Source organism: Paenibacillus zeisoli (assembly GCF_003994465.1).
Taxonomy (GTDB): Bacteria; Bacillota; Bacilli; order Paenibacillales; family Paenibacillaceae; genus Fontibacillus; species Fontibacillus zeisoli.
In genome coordinates this window covers 1-18,657 of the sequence record NZ_RZNX01000002.1, presented here as the reverse complement: position 1 = coordinate 18,657, position 18,657 = coordinate 1, and the positions used below count along the sequence as shown (strand labels likewise).

Annotated in this window: 12 protein-coding genes; 10 read left to right on the top strand and 2 right to left on the bottom strand. The window is 50.7% G+C overall.

Features of this window, described 5'->3' with window-relative positions:
• The first annotated feature begins 15 nt into the window (after positions 1 to 15).
• From uvrA to pcrB, 8 genes are all read left to right on the top strand, one after another.
• Positions 16 to 2,886 (top strand): excinuclease ABC subunit UvrA, encoded by a 2,871-nt coding sequence (gene uvrA, locus EJP77_RS06135; protein WP_127198348.1) that lies wholly within the window; start codon positions 16 to 18, stop codon positions 2,884 to 2,886.
• A 288-nt stretch (positions 2,887 to 3,174) separates the two neighbouring features.
• The gene (locus tag EJP77_RS06130; protein ID WP_127198347.1) at positions 3,175 to 3,390 is read left to right on the top strand and encodes a DUF2759 family protein; all 216 of its coding nucleotides are present in this window, start codon (positions 3,175 to 3,177) and stop codon (positions 3,388 to 3,390) included.
• A 352-nt stretch (positions 3,391 to 3,742) separates the two neighbouring features.
• Positions 3,743 to 4,897: a S1C family serine protease gene (locus tag EJP77_RS06125; RefSeq protein ID WP_127198346.1), complete on the top strand. Its 1,155-nt coding sequence runs from the start codon at positions 3,743 to 3,745 to the stop codon at positions 4,895 to 4,897.
• Between the two features lie 121 nt (positions 4,898 to 5,018).
• A complete protein-coding gene (locus tag EJP77_RS06120) occupies positions 5,019 to 6,923 on the top strand; it encodes a stalk domain-containing protein (protein WP_127198345.1) in 1,905 nt (634 codons plus the stop codon).
• 212 nt (positions 6,924 to 7,135) lie between these two features.
• Positions 7,136 to 9,649 (top strand): U32 family peptidase, encoded by a 2,514-nt coding sequence (locus tag EJP77_RS06115; RefSeq protein WP_127198344.1) that lies wholly within the window; start codon positions 7,136 to 7,138, stop codon positions 9,647 to 9,649.
• A 342-nt stretch (positions 9,650 to 9,991) separates the two neighbouring features.
• A complete protein-coding gene (locus EJP77_RS06110) occupies positions 9,992 to 10,720 on the top strand; it encodes a VCBS repeat-containing protein (RefSeq protein ID WP_127198343.1) in 729 nt (242 codons plus the stop codon).
• A complete protein-coding gene (locus EJP77_RS20585) occupies positions 10,713 to 10,874 on the top strand; it encodes a hypothetical protein (RefSeq protein ID WP_185897197.1) in 162 nt (53 codons plus the stop codon). The genes EJP77_RS06110 and EJP77_RS20585 overlap by 8 nt, the downstream gene beginning before the upstream one ends.
• A 187-nt stretch (positions 10,875 to 11,061) precedes the next feature.
• Positions 11,062 to 11,745, top strand: a complete 684-nt coding sequence (gene pcrB, locus EJP77_RS06105; protein WP_185897268.1) for a heptaprenylglyceryl phosphate synthase — start codon at positions 11,062 to 11,064, stop codon at positions 11,743 to 11,745.
• Here the strand turns inward: pcrB and EJP77_RS06100 are convergent.
• Complete coding sequence (locus EJP77_RS06100; RefSeq protein WP_127198341.1) at positions 11,740 to 12,105, bottom strand: hypothetical protein; 366 nt, start codon at positions 12,103 to 12,105, stop codon at positions 11,740 to 11,742. The two genes, pcrB and EJP77_RS06100, sit on opposite strands and share 6 nt — an antisense overlap.
• A 244-nt stretch (positions 12,106 to 12,349) precedes the next feature.
• Here EJP77_RS06100 and pcrA point away from each other — a divergent pair, with 244 nt between their 5' ends.
• On the top strand, positions 12,350 to 14,677 hold the full coding sequence (pcrA, locus tag EJP77_RS06095) for a DNA helicase PcrA (RefSeq protein ID WP_425464228.1): 2,328 nt from the start codon (positions 12,350 to 12,352) through the stop codon (positions 14,675 to 14,677).
• 133 nt (positions 14,678 to 14,810) lie between these two features.
• Positions 14,811 to 16,823, top strand: coding sequence for an NAD-dependent DNA ligase LigA (gene ligA / locus EJP77_RS06090; protein WP_127198339.1), 2,013 nt, complete (start codon positions 14,811 to 14,813; stop codon positions 16,821 to 16,823).
• A 205-nt stretch (positions 16,824 to 17,028) separates the two neighbouring features.
• Here ligA and EJP77_RS06085 read toward each other — a convergent pair whose 3' ends face one another.
• Positions 17,029 to 18,267, bottom strand: coding sequence for a molybdopterin-dependent oxidoreductase (locus tag EJP77_RS06085; protein ID WP_127198338.1), 1,239 nt, complete (start codon positions 18,265 to 18,267; stop codon positions 17,029 to 17,031).
• Positions 18,268 to 18,657: the final 390 nt, after the last annotated feature.

The following is an 18,657-nucleotide window of genomic DNA, read 5'->3' as shown; positions in this document are numbered from 1 at the left end:
CAAGGAGATGATACGATGGCTATAGAGAACATTGTCATTAAGGGTGCGAGAGCACACAATTTGAAGAATATAGATATTACGATCCCGCGAGACCGCTTCGTTGTTCTAACTGGACTTAGCGGATCGGGGAAATCCTCACTTGCCTTCGATACCATCTATGCGGAAGGTCAGCGCCGTTATGTGGAATCCTTGTCCGCCTATGCGAGACAATTTTTGGGCCAAATGGAGAAGCCGGATGTCGACTCGATCGAAGGTCTGTCGCCGGCAATCTCCATTGACCAGAAGACGACAAGCCGTAACCCGCGTTCTACGGTAGGTACCGTTACGGAGATCTACGACTACTTGCGTCTTTTGTTCGCCCGGATCGGGCACCCGCATTGCCCGGATCACGGGGTAGAGATTACATCCCAGACCGTTGAGCAGATGGTAGACCGGATTATGCAGTATCCGGAGAAGACCCGTCTGCAGATTCTGGCTCCTGTCATCTCAGGCCGAAAAGGAGAGCACAAGAGCTTGTTCGCGGAGATCAGCAAGCAGGGATTTGTACGTGTACGGGTCAATGGCGAACTCCGCGACCTGTCTGAGAGCATCGAGCTTGAGAAGAACAAGAAGCACACAATTGAAGTGGTTGTAGACCGGATTGTGGTGAAGGAGGACGTGAAGTCGCGGCTCGCGGATTCCATTGAGACTGCCCTGAAGATGTCCGGGGGTCAGCTTCTGGTCGATATTATCGGCCAAGAGGAGCTGCGTTTCAGCTCTAATTTTGCCTGCCCGATCTGCGGCTTCAGCATCGAGGAGCTGGCGCCGCGAATGTTCTCGTTCAACAGTCCGTTCGGGGCCTGCCCGGAGTGTGATGGTCTGGGAGCCAAGATGGTCATTGATCCGGAGCTGTTGGTTCCTGATACCCGTAAGAGTATTGAGAACGGAGCGTTTGAAGCCTGGGCCGGCAGCACGTCCAACTACTATCCTCAGTATTTGAAGTCTGTAGCGGAGCATTACCATATTCCGCAGGATGTGCCGGTATCAGAGCTTACTAAGGACCAAATGGACAAGCTGCTCTATGGTACGGGTTCACAGCGGATCAAGTTCCGCTATCAGAATGACTTTGGTCAGAGCAAGGAGGCCTATGTTACCTTTGAAGGTATTGTTCCGAATCTGGAACGTCGGTACCGGGAGACGGCTTCCGATGGCATTCGCGAATTCATCGAAGGTTTCATGGGTGCGAAGCCGTGCGGCACCTGCAAAGGACAGCGTCTGAAGAAAGAGAGTCTTGCCGTGACCGTGGATGGCCAGAATATGGCTTACGTCACGTCCCTATCGATCGGTGAAGCGATGAATTTCTTCCATGAGCTGAAGCTCAGCGAGAAGGAACAGACTATTGCGAATATGATCTTGAAGGAAATTAACAGCCGGCTTGGCTTCCTGGTGAACGTGGGTCTTGATTACCTTACCATGAGCCGTGCAGCAGGCACGTTATCAGGCGGGGAAGCTCAGCGTATTCGCCTGGCAACCCAGATTGGTTCAAGTCTCATGGGCGTGCTCTATATTCTGGATGAGCCTAGTATCGGTCTGCATCAGCGGGATAACGACCGTCTGATTGAGACCTTGAAGCATATGCGTGATCTTGGAAATACGCTGATTGTGGTTGAGCATGATGAAGATACGATGCTGGCCTCCGACTATATTATCGATATTGGCCCAGGTGCGGGAATCCACGGGGGGAGTGTCGTCTCTCAAGGTACACCGAAGGAGGTCATGGAGGACCCTAACTCTCTAACGGGGCAGTATTTGAGCGGGCGAAGGTTCATTCCTGTAAGTGCGGAGCGCCGCAAGCCGGATGGGAGATGGATCGAGATCCGAGGTGCGAAGGAGAATAATCTGAAGAATTTGAATGTGAAGATTCCAATTGGGGTATTCTCTGCCGTAACCGGAGTATCCGGATCTGGCAAATCCACACTGGTTAACGAGATCCTCTATAAGACTCTCGCCCGTGATCTGAATCGTGCGAAGGTTCGCCCGGGCCAATACCGTGAAATGAAAGGTCTGGAACATGTAGAGAAGGTCGTTGACATTGACCAATCTCCAATTGGACGTACGCCTCGTTCTAATCCGGCGACGTATACAGGCGTCTTTGACGATATTCGTGACCTATTCGCCCAGACGAATGAGGCCAAGATCCGCGGCTACAAGAAAGGGCGCTTCAGCTTCAATATTAAGGGCGGGCGCTGCGAAGCCTGCCGCGGGGATGGAATCATTAAGATTGAGATGCACTTCCTTCCCGACGTCTATGTCCCTTGTGAGATTTGCAAGGGCAAGCGGTATAACCGGGAGACTCTGGAAGTGAAGTATAAGGATAAAAGTATCGCCGATGTTCTGGAGATGACTGTGGAGGATGCGACCGAGTTCTTCCAGAACATTCCGAAGATTCACCGCAAGCTTCAGACGATTCTTGATGTAGGGCTCGGTTATGTAACGATGGGTCAACCGGCCACGACGCTGTCCGGCGGTGAGGCTCAGCGGGTGAAGCTGGCATCCGAGCTGTACCGTCGCAGTACAGGCAAGACGATATATATTCTCGATGAGCCTACTACAGGATTACATGTGGATGATATAGACCGTCTGCTTAAAGTGCTTCACCGTCTGGTAGACTCAGGAGAGACGGTACTGGTAATTGAGCATAATCTGGATGTAATTAAGACAGCGGATTATCTCATCGACCTGGGTCCTGAGGGCGGAAGCGGGGGCGGTACAATTATTGCTACCGGTACACCTGAAGAAGTTATTAAAGTTAAAGAATCATATACAGGTAAGTACCTTAAGCCTGTGCTCGAAAGAGATACGAAGCGGAGTGAGGAGCTTCGGGAGCAGGCTGCCTCTACAGTGTGAGCCTCTCCAAGCGTAGGCATAAGTATAAATATGAGCGATGAAGTAGGGCGCTCTGTTTACAGATCATAGAAAAAGGCTCCCTTGACGGAGTTGTGTCCCTTTTTGACTAGACTAAGTGAGGATAGTACTTGTCGGTTCACAGAGGACATCAACTCTACGAGGGAGCTTCTTTGTGTATTTTGTAAGCTGAAATTTGAATTTTTTTGTGATTTCTCTTGCATCTGCCTTACTGTGAAGATAACATATAAGAAGATGTGTAAATTTTGTGAATTCAGAGGGGGTCCCAGCATGTGGTTGCTTGCCATCGAGCCAGGAGAAACAACAACAACCTTTAATATGTTTGATATTTTTATGCTGCTGTTCACTGTTCTCATCCTGATCGGGGTGTATCGCCTGATTAAGGCCCGTGACAAGAATCTTTTTGCAATCGGTTTCGGAATCGTAAGCTTGCTCGTCTTCTTGGCATCGGACTTTGCAATGATCAAAGCTTGGTTTAGCAGTTAATTATAACGAACATTAGAGAGTTCTTAATCTATAATTATGAACTTCAAGACACCTTGTCTGCATAAGCAGGCAGGGTGTCTTTTAATTTTATAAAGTTGAACTGAAGATTCACCTATAGGCAAGAGAGAGCAATGATTCCGGAGGAGTGAATCGTTCGCCTAGAAGCTTTCTGAATCGGGGAGCAACAGCGGCCCGAAGAATATTTCAACCGGCTTCCTGACGTGTGCATCACAACTTATTAGAGGCGAATTGTGAGGGGAATCAAACTATGATACATTGAATCTACCAATACATCCCAATTTCATAGAAATGGGAGTAGAGTTTCGATTAGTGAGAGAGGGCCGGTGAGAGGATGAGAGTTAAGAGCAAAGCGGCTGTAGGACTGCTGCTAGGCACCGTGATTGGAGTGAGCGGTTGTCTGAGTGCGTCTGCAGAGAGTGGACCGAAGGCTTCTCAGACTGGCATTAGCACCATGTCTATTGCTGCAGTGAAGGTACAATCTACGGATAAGGCCACTCTACCCAAGTCTAAGGCAGCTGGGGGAGTGACGATGCAGGGCGATGTCGTTCCTCAAATCATCAAGAAGGTCTCCCCATCGGTAGTAGGCATTATTGGTAGAACCACGAATGCAGAGAGCAAGGATCAAGGGGACAATAGGTACAATCTTGCTCATGGAACTGGAGTTATCCTTAAATCCGATGGATGGATCGTGACGAATACCCATGTGGTACAAGGCTTGACGAATGCCCTCGTTGTCACTTCGGATGGCAAGTCGTACAATATCTCGGAATCCTTTGAGGATGAAGTCAGTGATATTGCCCTTATCAAAATAAACGCCAAGAACCTTCAACCTGCGAAGTTTGCGGCTTCCTCACAGAATGTACTGGTCGGCGAAAAGGTGATCGCTTTAGGGACACCGATTTCCTTCTCCCTGCGTAACTCAGCAACTCAAGGAATCGTTAGCGGACTCAATCGGGCGGTGAACGCGGCATACCGGCTGATTCAGACCGATGCGGCCATCAATCCGGGCAACAGTGGTGGCCCTCTTTTGAATATGAAGGGTGAGGTTATAGGGATTAACTCTATGAAATTTGAAGCGGTTGGCGTAGAAAATATGGGCTTCTCCATCCCGGCAGAAACCGTTCAGTATGTGGTGAGACAGCTTTTTAAATATGGAGAGGTGAATCGGCCTGCGCTCGGTGTCAGTCTGGAGGAAAGCTGGTCAGCCATAGTTGGGCTGCCTGGCGACGAACCGATGACCATTACCAAGGTGAACTCCTCTGAGGCCAAAAAGGCAGGCCTGCATGAAGGCGATGTGCTTTACCGTGTAAATGGGAAGAAAATTTCATCCATAGTTGACTTAAATGAGCTGCTGAAATCGTTCATTCCGGGGCAGACAGTGACCCTTTGGCTGGAGTCGGATGGAGATATTGTGACTCGCAAGCTGGTCCTATCCAAGGATACAGGTTCTTCTGAAGACGCTGGAAGTGAAGCCGATGATTCATAACGGCTGGGTCTTCTAAGATCAAGGTCGATCAAATCAAAGAGTCATTATATTGTTATAGAACTTAGGAATTACCTTTAGCTCAACTTATTTAGATTCTCAGGAGAAGAGGTTGAATCTCAGTATGAAAATATTTCATAGATCAGGTGTCATCCTTCTTAGCTTGGCCCTAACCCTCATGACTTGCGGAGTATATAATGCGGCACATGCCGCTGGGGTACAGGTACAGGAGCTTCGCCTCAAAGTAGGCAGCAAGAATGCGGAGATCAATGGCTCCGCCCAGACCATTATTCAGCCTTACCAGACGCATGGTGTTACTATGGTACCCCTTAGTGTATTCAAGAAAGCCTTCGAGGCGGACATTAAGCTGGGTGACGGCAATACAGTCAAAATCCTGAAGGGCAAGCACACTATAACTCTCACGCTCGGCAGCCCTGTAATTTGGGTGGATGGGCATAAACTCAGATCTGAGTCGGCACCAGCTATGCTTCACAATACATTCATGGCTCCTCTGCGGATCGTTGCCAGTGGAATAGGGGCTAAGCTCAGCACTGGAGAAGGAGGACAGATTGTTGTCCGGCTTGGACTGGACGAAGCCGCAGATCCTGCCGGCGATGGAGGTATGGATATCGATACCGGGAAGACCAGAATCGGCAACAGCTTTTATGGATGGACGATGCAGTATCCAAGCGGGCTGATTCCGGGAAGCAGCGGCGATGAGAGCATGGCGACTTTTTCCGATAGTGAAGATACTTATTATTTGGAGATTCATGCAGGATCACGAATTAGTGAGACTGCGGACGTAGATACTCTGATGGATACACTGCTCACCAGTGCCAGGAACAGCGGGGAGACCGTGCTTGATCAGCAAGTTTTCCCAACAGCTAAGGTTCCTTATGCCAGAATAGTGACTACGGATAAAGATGGATCCATGTGGCAGGAGCGTGCCTATTACGGGGCAGGTCGAATTTATACCCTGTACCTGGCGTCTCAGACGGCCAAGAGCTATAAGGATCTGCAAAAGTATGATGCTCTCCTGAACACCTTTGAGCCGGGGTTCAACCGGGAAGACAAGTCCATTAAAGACCTCTCCAAAGTCAAGAACGGGATGACCGAGACCTATAATGACGACTATGGAATCTCCATGCAGATTCCCGCGGAGTGGACGGCGGATAACTCGCACAGAGTGTACACAGGCAGGGGTGGGACATCCCTAAGCATCCATGCAGCCTCTGCTCCAGCAGGGCTGACCCTGGACAGCTGGGCAGCTCAGCTGCAGGAGCAGTCTAAGCGGACCTTCCTTCCAGAGGCTTTTAAATGGAAAGGTACCACTGTGGTTGAAGCTTCAGGTGAGAAAGCACTGCTGCAGCAGGCCGAATATACTTACGGGGGCATATGGTATCAAGAAAAGCAGCTTTTACTGATTAAGGGAGGATACCGATACCTTCTCGACTATTCGGCACCAAAGGAACTGGAGTCAGGGAAAGACCGCTTCCAGGATATTTTGACATCGCTGGATATTGATTTTGAAGGCAATGCCGAAATTCTTGGATCTCTGGAGGACTATTATTTCTTATCGGATACGACCCGAAGTGTACTCAAAACCTCGAATAACTATCAATATACAGTGAGCATTCCGCTGTACTGGACAGCCATCAATGAACGCTATGAGCAGTCCCAGGCAGAATATCAGTTCCCGGGTGGAAGCTTCAAGCTCGAAGCTGACTCCAGCGTTGATCCGGACTTAACAGTCTGGCAGCTGCGAAGCTATTATACCGAAGCCGCCAAGAGCATTAAGGACTTCTCACTGCAAAGTATAGATAATGTGACACTGGCCGGTGTTCCGGCTACGGTATTCCGCATTCATCAGACTGTGAATGGTGTGCCGCAGTCCAAACAAGTGATTCTATTTAGCGATAGCAGCGGCCAATTATACCGAATCACAACTACTCTAAATGATACAAATGGCACACCTGAGCAGAAGGCAGCGCTCGAGAAGGCTGTCCAATCTTTTAAATTTGCAAAATGAAGTAGGTACGGCGGTAATATGAAGCAATGAGCAGGCAGTTATAGCGGAAGTATAAGAGCAGATCCACTCAGGGTCTGCTTTTTGCTAATTTCTTTTCACTAGAGCATTCCTCGAAATTCTGATAAACTATATTAGTTACACTGACGTTGATTTAGAATTCATGATCACCTTTAAAATATATCTGATCGGTTAGCCGATCCAGGAGGACATAAATGAGCAGTACAGTATTAACAAGACAAGACGTGGAGCTGCTGGCACCCGCAGGGGATTGGGATTGCATGCGGGCCGCAGTGGCGAACGGGGCAGATGCGATCTTTTTCGGCGTGGAGAAGTTCAATGCACGGGCACGAGCGAACAATTTCCGGATGGCCGAGCTGCCGGAGATCATGGCGTATCTACACAGCTACGGGGTTAAAGGCTTCCTGACCTTCAATATCCTCGTATTCGAGAATGAGTTAGCCGATGCCAAAGAATTGATTGAAGCTTGTATTGATGCGGGCGTGGACGCAGTTATCGTGCAGGATTTGGGTCTGGTCAAAATGATCCGCGAGATCTCCCCGGACTTCCCGATTCATGGTTCTACGCAAATGACGATTACCTCTCCGGAAGCCGTCGAGTTCACCAAACCCTTCAACATGGAGCGTGTGGTGCTTGGGCGGGAGAACAATCTGAAGCAGATTCAGAAGATTGGCGAACAGGCCAAGCTGCCGATGGAGGTATTTGTTCACGGGGCACTGTGCGTATCGTATTCAGGTCAATGCCTGACCTCGGAAATGTGGGGCGGACGCTCTGCGAACCGCGGAGAATGTGCGCAGGCCTGTCGTTTGCCGTATGACCTGATGGTCGATGGCGAACAGAAGCCGATGGGCGATGTGGCTTATCTGCTGTCGCCTAAGGATCTGGCAGCAGTGGATATTATGCCGGAGCTGATCGAAGCGGGCGTAACCTCCTTCAAGATTGAAGGACGGATGAAGAGTCCGGAGTATGTGGCGAACGTGGTCAGCAAGTATCGCAAGGCGATTGACCTTTATTTCGATGGGAATGAACAGCGTATCTCCAAGGAAGAAATTCGTGAGCTGCAGCAGAGCTTTTCGCGTGGATTCACTCATGGCTTCCTGGAGGGTACGAATAATAAGAAGCTGGTAGAGGGGACTTTTCCCAAGAGCCGCGGGGTATATCTCGGTCGTGTGGAACAGATTCTAAGGGATGGCGTCGTCTGCCGACTGGATGCTCCGGTGAAACGTGGTGACGGGATTGTATTCGACGCCGGAGACCCGACGAAGAAGGAAGAGGGCGGACGCGTCTACGATCTGCGCCGCAAAGGCGTGAAGATCGAAGGGGAAGCTGGCGAAGGCTGGGTTATCGACATCATCCCTGGCCGTAATGACGTGGATCTGCGCAAGCTACATGTGGGCGACCGGATCTGGAAGACGAGCGACCCGGCGCTCGATAAGCGGATGCGTCAGACCTATGAGACGGAGAAGCCATACCGGGTGTTCCCGGTGCGTGTTCGGGCAATTGGTCATCCCGGTCAGCCGCTAGTGACCTTCTGGACCGATGTTCAGAAGGGAACTACGGTGCGGGTGGATTCCGAAATGGAGCTTGAAGTAGCGCAAAAGCGCCCGATGGACCATGAACTGCTGGAAGAGCAGTTCGGCCGCCTTGGCGGCACGGTGTTCCAGCTCGAAGAGCTGGACACGGAGCTTCATGGCGACGTGATCGTGCCTATGCGCGAGCTGAACAGCATCCGCCGCCGTGCGGTGGAGCAGCTTGCGGGCGAGCGTCCCAAGCCGCCCGTGTATGTGAAGCGGGCGGTCGAGATCTACGGCGACGCGGCGAAGTCCGCGCAGCCGATCCCCCGCGGTCAGGCGAAGCTGACCGCGCTGTGCCGCAGCCTGGATCAGGTGCAGGCTGCACTGAAGACCGGCGTCGACATGATCTATGCCGACTTTGAATTTATCAAGCAGTTCCCGGCAGCGGTAGACGCCGCTCGAAGCGCCGGCAAGCAGATCGCGCTGGCAACGCCGCGCATCCATATGCCTGGCGAGAACGGCTACCATAACAACATCCTGCGTCTTCAGCCCGACGCGGTGCTGGTACGCAACACCGGTGCGCTGTATTTCTACCTGCGCCACCGGCTCGAGAATCCTTTGGCGCCGCAGCCGAAGCTGATCGGCGACTTCTCGCTCAACATCGCGAACCACAAAGCAGTGGAGTTGTTCCTGGAAGCGGGAATCGACACCGTAACGCCTTCCTATGACCTGAACATCCAGCAGATGGTTGACCTCCTTGGCAAAAGCCGCACGGCCGATATGGAGATTGTCATCCATCAGCATCTGCCGATGTTCCATACGGAGCACTGTGTGTACTGCACCTTCCTGAGTGAGGGAACGGACTATACGAACTGTGGACGGCCTTGTGAAGATCACCGCGCTTCCCTTCAAGACCGAATCGGCATGTCTCACCCGGTACGGGTGGATGAAGGCTGCCGTAATACCGTGTACAATGCGATTGAGCAATCCGGTGCGGAATATTTGAATCATTTTCTGGAATCCGGTGTGCCAAGCTATCGCGTGGAATTTCTGGAAGAGACACCGGATCAGGTGCTTGAAGTCATTGATCTATATACCCGTGCACTGCGCGGAGAGATCAGCGGTACACAGGTATGGAAGCAGCTTAAAGCGACTAATCAGCTCGGGGTTACCCGTGGACAGCTGGTGAAATAATAGAACGGATAAGTGATACAGAGCTTCTCTGGTATCTACCCACTGAAGTCAAGGCCGCCCTGAGAGGGCGGCCTTTTTAATATGACTATGTATTCGACCGGGCTTCCTCGCAGCTTTTATATCGAAGTTCAGAATTCTCATGAAATCGCACTTTCCTGTCTCGTACCCCGAAATCCTCATCTTTCCCATACCTCGGTTTCGCATCTTCCACGTAACCAGTAACCCTGTAACCATGCCCGTTCCTCTCCCTTACCAAGCAGAAGTCCTGTCTGGCTGCAACACTCACCCCGCCCAGTCTCTGATCATATACTGCTTGAAATACATTCACGAGGAGATTTGATGATGATGAATTACTTTTCAGGGTCTCATGTTCGGCCTGAGGGAACGGAACAGGTCCTAGACCGTGAAATTGGAGACGTGACGGGGGATAGAGTGCCGGATACTGTTACCCTTACGGGGCAGACTAGCGCGGCGGGGAGCCCTTTTATCACAGGGATTACCTTAGTCGTTCATAGCTGGGGAGACCGCCGTACGTACCGGGTTCCACTGCGTAACAATGCGGGTTATCAGCCTACATTGTTTCTGGGCGATTTTACCGGAGACTCCGTTTCTGATGTACTGGTACGCATAGATTCCGGCGGTTCGGGTGCGATAACCTTTGATTATGTCTATACGTTCACGGGGGGACAGCCGAAGCTGTTGTTCGACTCCGAGCAGTATAACCAGCAGTGGAATTACACAGTTAATTACCTGGATTTCTACCGACTTCAAGTGAACAGCCCGCATTCCGGCAAGAGCTTTACAGTAGATATTTCATCTCGGGGTAAGGAATATTTGGATCAAATCTATAATCCAGACGGCACCTTGAAAAAACCGGTTCAAGGTTTTGTGGACCCGCTTAGCGGCCTATACCCCATTGATCTGGAACGTGATGGAACCTACGAGCTAATGGCGCTTCAGGGAGTCAGCGGGCTGTATCATGCCGACCGTTTCGGTTATATGACCAACCTGCTCAAGTGGAATGGGGGCTCTTGGGAGCTGACGCAGCAGTGGTTTTCTTTTCTTGGATAGCACGGAAGGCACAAGCGGAATAATCGTACAGCTTATTTCCCGAACAGATACAGGAAGCTCGTTCTGGCAGATTGCCGTTAACGTATTAACGGATATTAGAAGAATACAGGAGGCTGATCTGCCGAAATTTGTATCTTTTGCTGTTCCCCTTTAATACGAACATTGACACTAACACGTGGGTATCATAGACTGGAATTAAGCAGTTTAAAAAGATTCACGTTGGAGCAGTTGGCTCCATTTTCTCATAATCTCAGTTGGCGGAGCGGTCAGAACCAGATGCTCCGTTTTTTGAGGTGGATTGTGTACATCGCTGCGTTTTTGGAGGAATTTTTTTGAAGCAAATGATAGATGAATGGAGACACGTATTTAAGCTGGATCCGGACAAGGTCATTTCAAATGAGGATCTGGATGCGGTATGCATGTCAGGTACCGATGCCGTCATGATCGGGGGTTCCAGCGGAGTTACTTATGACAATACCGTGGACCTGTTGTCCCGTGTCCGTCAATATGAGGTTCCTTGCGTGTTGGAGATATCGGAATTGGATGCCGTAGTTCCAGGGTTTGATCTGTATATGATCCCCATGGTACTCAACACACCCCGCGCGGAGTGGATCATCGGCCGACATCAGCAGGCCATTGAGCGTTATGGGTATATCATTCCATGGGACCTTGTTGTTCCGGAAGGTTATATCATACTTAATCCGGAGTCTACAGCAGCCAAGCTAACTGGAGCCATAGGCGGTTTGTCTATTTCTGAAAGTGCAGCATACGCGCAGACGGCGGACAAGCTGATGTCCCTCCCGGTTATTTATATGGAGTACAGCGGAACCTTTGGTGACATGGAGCTAGTATCTTCTGTCCGCCGATCCTTATCGAGGTCCCGTCTGTTTTACGGCGGTGGAATTACGGACACCAAGACAGCGCGCCTGGCCGCTGATGCAGCCGACACGATCATCGTTGGTAACATCATCTATACGAATCTGGCTCAAGCCCTAACTACAGTATCTGCAGTAAAAGACTTATAGCGAATCCCGCAGGGAGAGCGCTCCAAGCACGGAGCAGCCCCAGCAGCGCCGAAGCACCGCCCACGGGCCCTGCGCAAACCTAAAGCGAATCCCACAGGGAGAGCGCTCCAAGCACGGAGCAGCCCCAGCAGCACCCAAGCATCGCCCAAAGGCTCTGCGCAAATCTAAAGCGAATCCCGCAGGGAGAGCGCTCCAAGCACGGAGCAGCCCCAGCAGCACCAAAGCACCGTCCCGGGCCCTGCACAAGTCTAAAGCGAATCCCGCAGGGAGAGTGCTCCAAGCACGGAGCAGCACCCGCAGCACCAAAGCACCGCCCATTGGCCCTGCACCAACATAGAGCGTGTCCCGCAGGGACGACAAGCGGCTCCCTAATCACAATCATCTCACTTTATATATAGCAGCTCTCACCGCCCAAGAACTTTCAGTAACTAAGATCCGCAACAATTCAAGCGGGTCCCGCTAGGGACGGCAAGCGATCCCAAATCCAAGCCTAACCAAGTACCTGTGCCAAATCTCATTCGCCCATTCCGGGTGTCCAGAGGGCGTAGCCCTTGGGGCCCTCCCTTAGGAAGGGAGGGTTTGGGAGGGTACAACGAACGAAAGGATGTTCACAATGATTGACATAGAACAAGCGATTAACAAGCTTAACCCCCAGCAAAAAGAAGCCGCACTGGCCACAGACGGGCCGCTCCTAATTATGGCCGGCGCAGGAAGCGGCAAGACCCGGGTGCTGACGCACCGTATTGCACACCTGATCGCAACGCGCAAAGCTGCGCCGTGGAGTATTTTGGCCATTACATTTACCAACAAAGCCGCAAGAGAGATGCAGGAAAGGGTCTCCAAGCTCGTCGGGCCGCAGGGCCGTGACATTTGGGTATCCACCTTCCACTCCATGTGTGTGCGTATTTTGCGCAAGGATATTGAGCGCATCGGATTTACATCGAATTTCTCGATCCTGGACTCTACCGACCAATTGTCAGTCATCCGGAACTGCATGAAGGAGCTTAACGTAGATCCCAAGAAGTTTGAGCCGAAAGCCGTTCAAGCCATGATCAGCAACGCCAAGAATGAACTGGTAAGTCCTCAGATGTATGAACAGAAGATTGGAGATTATTTCGAGGGTATTGTGGCTAAAGTGTATACCATGTACCAAAAGCGTCTCAGAAACAACAACTCCCTTGATTTCGATGATCTGATTATGAAGACGATTGATTTGTTCAAAGAGGTACCTGAGGTGCTGGACTTCTACCAGCGCAAATTTCAATATATTCATGTCGATGAGTACCAGGATACGAACCGTGCCCAGTATATGCTCTGTAAAATGCTGGCCGACAGCCACCACCGCATCTGCGTGGTAGGGGATAGCGACCAGTCCATTTACCGCTGGCGCGGAGCAGATATCAGCAACATCCTCAATTTTGAAGAGGATTATCCGGAAGCCAGAACCATTCTGCTCGAGCAGAACTACCGCTCAACTTCGAACATCCTGAATGCAGCCAATGAGGTAATTGGCCTGAACACTGGCCGGAAGCCGAAGAGGCTGTGGACGGACAAAGAAGGCGGAGCCAAGATCAAGGTATACCGTGGAGATTCCGAGCATGATGAAGGGTATTTCGTAGCTTCGGAGATTCATAAGAACATTAAGATGAACAAAAGCTATGGACACCACGCAATTCTATACCGGACGAATGCCCAGTCCCGGGTTATCGAGGAAATTCTGATTAAGTCGGACATTCCGTATCAAATCGTGGGCGGCATCAAGTTCTATGATCGCAAAGAGATCAAGGACATTCTGGCATACCTGCGCCTTCTGTCCAATCCGGACGATGATATCAGCTTGACCCGGGTTATTAATGTGCCAAAGCGGGGTCTTGGAGATACTACCGTGGCGAAGCTGGCTACGGCTGCAGCAGAGCGGGGAACATCCATTTACCGGGTGCTGGAGTATGTTGACGACCTTGGATTTGCGGGACGGACACGTAATAACTTAGTGGATTTCTTCGACATGATCGCTGGACTTCACCGCATGGTGGAGTACTTATCCGTGACGGAGCTTACCGAGAAGCTACTGGAGATGACTCAATACCGGATGGAGCTGCAGAACGAGAATACGATTGAATCGCGCTCCCGTCTGGAGAATATTGATGAGTTCCTGTCCGTAACCATGGAGTTCGAGAAGAATAACGAGGATAAGTCCCTCGTTTCTTTCCTTACGGATCTTGCATTAATTGCAGATATAGACAGCATGAATGACTCGGAAGAAGAGCAGAGCGATGCTGTTGTCCTGATGACCATGCATAGTGCCAAAGGCCTCGAGTTCCCGGTGGTGTTCATTATTGGGATGGAGGAAGGCGTATTCCCGCACAGCCGTGCATTTCTGGATGAGGAAGAACTTGAGGAGGAACGGCGACTGGCTTATGTAGGGATTACACGAGCGGAGGAGCAGCTCTTCCTTAGCTGTGCTCAAATGCGGACCTTGTTCGGACGGACCACCGCAAATGCGCCGTCACGCTTCCTGACTGAGATTCCGGACGAGTACAAGGAAGATACGGATATCGCGCGCGACCGCTATCGCCGCGGGGCCAACGTGGGCGGCGCCTACGGGGGCCGTGGATTCGGTGGCAGCGGTGGGGGCGGCAACTTTGGCCGCCGGACTGAAGGAAGCACCGCGAAGGCAGCGCCTACCGCTTCCCGCGTAACGGTGACAACCGGGGTGCCGGGTGCGGTACAAGCTAAGCCTGCAGGAGCAACGGGCACCGGTGATTTCAAAGCAGGCGACAAAGTGGCGCATGGCAAATGGGGCACCGGAACCATTGTGGCAGTCAAAGGATCGGGTAATGATATGGAGCTGCAGATCGCTTTTCCAGCTCCTGTTGGCGTGAAGCGTCTGCTTGCAGGCTTTGCTCCGATTACGAAGGTGGAAGCCGAATAAACGGCATTACTACAAGTTTTAATTGGATATTTAATATAGAAGGAAGCCGTGCTATTGGGCAAGTGACTCTGGTCAACAAGGCCCAATAGCCGTGTGTACATATTTATCATTCATTATGGGAGGGTTGCCCTGCATGGATCCAATGCATTCGATGGAGCAGCTTGTGGAGGAGCTTAATAAGTATAACTATCACTACTACACACTGGATAATCCACTTGTTAGTGACAAAGAGTATGACGTCCTCTATGACAAGCTGGTAGCGCTTGAGGCGGAGACTGGAGTGACACTGCCCGATTCCCCTACCCAGCGGGTGGGCGGCGAATTGCTGAAAGGCTTTAAGCCTCACCGTCATTTAACCCCTCTCTGGAGCCTGGACAAAGCTCAAAATGAGGACCATCTGCAAAGCTGGAATAACCGGGTGCTGAAGCTGGTTGGAGACTACAACACTAAGAATCCTGATGCCCCGCTGCCCGCACCTTCCTATGTAGTTGAACTGAAGTTTGACGGACTTACCCTGAATCTGACCTACACAGATGGACAGCTGGTTCAGGCGTCTACCCGGGGGAATGGGGTAGTGGGGGAAGGCATTCTTGCCCAAGTGAAGACGATCAAGTCGGTCCCTCTGAGGATCCCCTACACAGGCGGAACGATAGAGGTCCAAGGTGAAGGAATTATGAATCTTTCTGTACTTGCAGCACATAACGAGTCTGGGGCTGATCCGCTGAAGAATGCACGGAATGCTGCTGCCGGAGCTCTGCGGAATCTTAATCCGAAGGTCACGGCAGACCGCAAGCTGAGCGCTTTCTTTTATAACGTCGGTTATGCAGAGGGGATCAGTTTCGGGAATCATAAGGAAATGATGACTTTCCTCAAAGATAACTTTTTTAAAGTCAATCCGTTCGTATCTTATTTCGATAGCTTCGATCAGGTTATGCATGAGCTTCATCTTATTCAGGAGCGCCGCAGTTCCCTAGACTATCTTATTGATGGGGCCGTCATCAAAATCACCGATATGCGTACACGCGAAGTGCTAGGTTATACCGACAAATTCCCGCGCTGGGCAGTGGCCTTCAAATTCGAAGCGGAAGAAACAACCACAGTTCTGGAGTCCGTAGTCTGGAATGTAGGCCGTACTGGCAAAATAACACCGTTAGCGAAGGTAGAGCCTGTCGAGCTGGCTGGAGTTACGGTGCAGAACTGTACGCTCAACAATGTCGGGGACATTGAGCGCAAGAATTTGAAGTTCGCGATCGGCACACGTGTATTCATCCGCCGCTCCAATGACGTAATCCCAGAAATTCTGGGCAAGGTCACGGAGGAAAGTGACGGAGAGGAAATCATTTATCCAGAGAAGTGCCCGGCTTGTGGTTTCCCGCTCGAGCAGCGCGGTGCCCATCTGTTCTGCAATAACCGGTTTGGGTGTAAGCCGCAAATTGTCTCGCGGATTACGCACTTTGCCTCGCGGGACGCTATGGACATCGAGACCTTTAGCGATAAGACGGCGGAGCAGCTCTACGATGAGCTGGAGGTACGCGAGTCAGCTGATCTATACACCCTGACCTATGAGGATCTGGTAAAGCTGGAGCGTTTCGGAGCCAAGAAGGCGACCAATCTGCTTGAGGCGATTGAGCAAAGTAAGGGCCGCGACCTTGCTGCATTTCTGTTTGCACTTGGAATTCCGAACACGGGCAAGTCGACAACTAAAGTGATTGCCGAGCATTTCGGCAGCCTCCAGGCCATCATGTCCGCAACGGCGGAGGAATTGACGGCTCTGCCTGATATCGGAGGTATTGTGGCTGACAGCATTGTGAACTTTTTTGCGGATCCATTCATGCAGGCAGGGATTAACAAGATGTTATCCTTGGGTGTAGAAGCCAAGGCTCCTGAGAAGCCGCAGCCCGTGGCTACGGATTCTTTCTTCAGTGGTAAGACGGTCGTGCTTACAGGAACCCTGCACAAGCTGACCCGCGATGAGGCCGCCGAGAAGCTTGAGGCGCTGGGAGCGAAAGTCACCGGCAGCGTATCCAAGAAGACAGATCTTGTTATAGCCGGAGAGAAGGCAGGCAGCAAGCTGACGAAAGCAAAGGAACTCGGAATTCAGGTCATTGAGAATGAGGACGAGTTGATTAAGCTGCTGGAAGGCTGATTGGAGAATCAGGTGGAATATCACCGTGCTAAGCACACAATTCCGTTATCAATGTCCTACGAGGGGATTAGGAGTCTCGCTCGGAATAAAGTCATAAAGGCTGCGCTGTTCACCCAAGTGAATAAGCGCAGCCTTATTTATTTTTACCCCATATAACGCCGGCATTTGCCTTTGGAGCTCCGTGGTTCATTCGGCAATCCGGCACTCAAGCTTTGCGATCCGCGGGGACCCAGGCGTCCTTATCGTATCCCCGTACCTCCCAGTAACCTACATGCTCCTCTTTAATAAGTTCAATCCGATTCAGCCACTTTACGGATTTGTAGGCATACATCTGAGGCACAATTAGCCTGACGGGACCGCCAAGCTCGCTCGGAATGGCTCTACCATCGTGCATAACGGCAACCATCACATCATCCAAATGAGCCTGCTCTATCGTCAGGGAGTCGGTATACTCACCATCCCCGGAGTAGAACTTCACATAAGTGGCATCTGGACTTGCGCCAGCAATGGATATCAGTGTTTTAAGGGGGATGCCTTCCCAAGTGTTCTTATACACTGACCAGCCTGTTACGCAGTGGAAGTCACTAACCTGAACGCTTCTTCCCAGCTTGACGAACTCTTCCCAGTTCCATTTCAGCGTCCGCTCGACCAGACCGTCAATGCTGAACGACCAGTTCGTATTGTCGAAGGCAGGAATAGGGGTCACCGTGTAGACACGGAATTCACCTATAGCACCTCCACCCTTCGGTGGAGAAGAGGCAGGAAGCGGAGTGGGAGCAGGTTGCAGTCGATTTGAATCCTTTTGTACAAGGTCTTCGGTGGAGCTTGAACCAGTTCCCAGAGAGCGTCCCATCCATTTAACAAAAGAAGGCCCAAATATGGCCGCCAGGCCAAGTACAACCGTCCATTTGAGAAAGGAACGCCTTCCGTATATAGGCCTCGCCTCAGATAAACCCTCAGGGGCTTCCACAACCACAGCTCGGCGGTTCGGTTCTTTCAGCCATTTTGTACGGGTAATGGAGTGATAAATGATATAGGGAAGACCTAACCAGGTAAGAAGGTCATGTACGATCAGAGCGTTATTGGTCCACGTGGGTCCCGCTAATCTGAGCTGCCATAAAATAATTCCTGATAGCAGCCAGCCTCCCAGCAGGATAAGAATAAGAATCACATTGAGCTTTTGCAACGGCCGATCCTTGAGCTGCTTCCAGTGCTTTGCTGCTAACATGAGATAGAGCAATACAGGAACGAGGAGCGCAAGTCCAACACCGATATGGAGCCACTTCACCCAGCTTCTCACAGCCCCGAGAATTTGGCGCCAATAGCCACTTAGCAGAACAAGACCAGATAATGAGAGAACGAGCACCATCCAACCATTCCAGGCATGGATGGAGATGAGTTTCTTACCATAGCCCTTGCGAATCTGCTTTAACCATTCCTTCAATATATGACCTCCTTATAAGCTGTACTTAAGCGGGATACTTAACATTAGAATACATTAAAATGAAACAACGAGAAAAAGATAGACAAAATCCCGAAAAGTGTACTGGGATATTTTGTGTGGTTGCGTAATGCTGCGAAACATGATAAATTATTTCTTGTCGCTTCGGAAGCTAACTTGCTGAATTGCAGAAATGCAGTAATGCAAAAATGAATATCGAAATAAGTTGTTGACAAAGCGGGTTGAATTAGATACAATAATATTCTGTTCGGTCGAGTTGAGCTAACTGAGTCGCTTGATAGAATAGAGCAAGTTCTTTGAAAACTGAACAAATGGAATACGTTAAGAATAACAGATTCTTAATTAAGAATCGTCAGTTTCAAAATGAGCAAG

Coding starts and splice junctions, on each gene's coding strand:
- uvrA (WP_127198348.1), top strand. CDS start 16: ATGGCTATAGAGAACATTGTCATTAAGGGTGCGAGAGCACACAATTTG.
- EJP77_RS06130 (WP_127198347.1), top strand. CDS start 3,175: ATGTGGTTGCTTGCCATCGAGCCAGGAGAAACAACAACAACCTTTAAT.
- EJP77_RS06125 (WP_127198346.1), top strand. CDS start 3,743: ATGAGAGTTAAGAGCAAAGCGGCTGTAGGACTGCTGCTAGGCACCGTG.
- EJP77_RS06120 (WP_127198345.1), top strand. CDS start 5,019: ATGAAAATATTTCATAGATCAGGTGTCATCCTTCTTAGCTTGGCCCTA.
- EJP77_RS06115 (WP_127198344.1), top strand. CDS start 7,136: ATGAGCAGTACAGTATTAACAAGACAAGACGTGGAGCTGCTGGCACCC.
- EJP77_RS06110 (WP_127198343.1), top strand. CDS start 9,992: ATGATGAATTACTTTTCAGGGTCTCATGTTCGGCCTGAGGGAACGGAA.
- pcrB (WP_185897268.1), top strand. CDS start 11,062: ATGATAGATGAATGGAGACACGTATTTAAGCTGGATCCGGACAAGGTC.
- pcrA (WP_425464228.1), top strand. CDS start 12,350: ATGTTCACAATGATTGACATAGAACAAGCGATTAACAAGCTTAACCCC.
- ligA (WP_127198339.1), top strand. CDS start 14,811: ATGGATCCAATGCATTCGATGGAGCAGCTTGTGGAGGAGCTTAATAAG.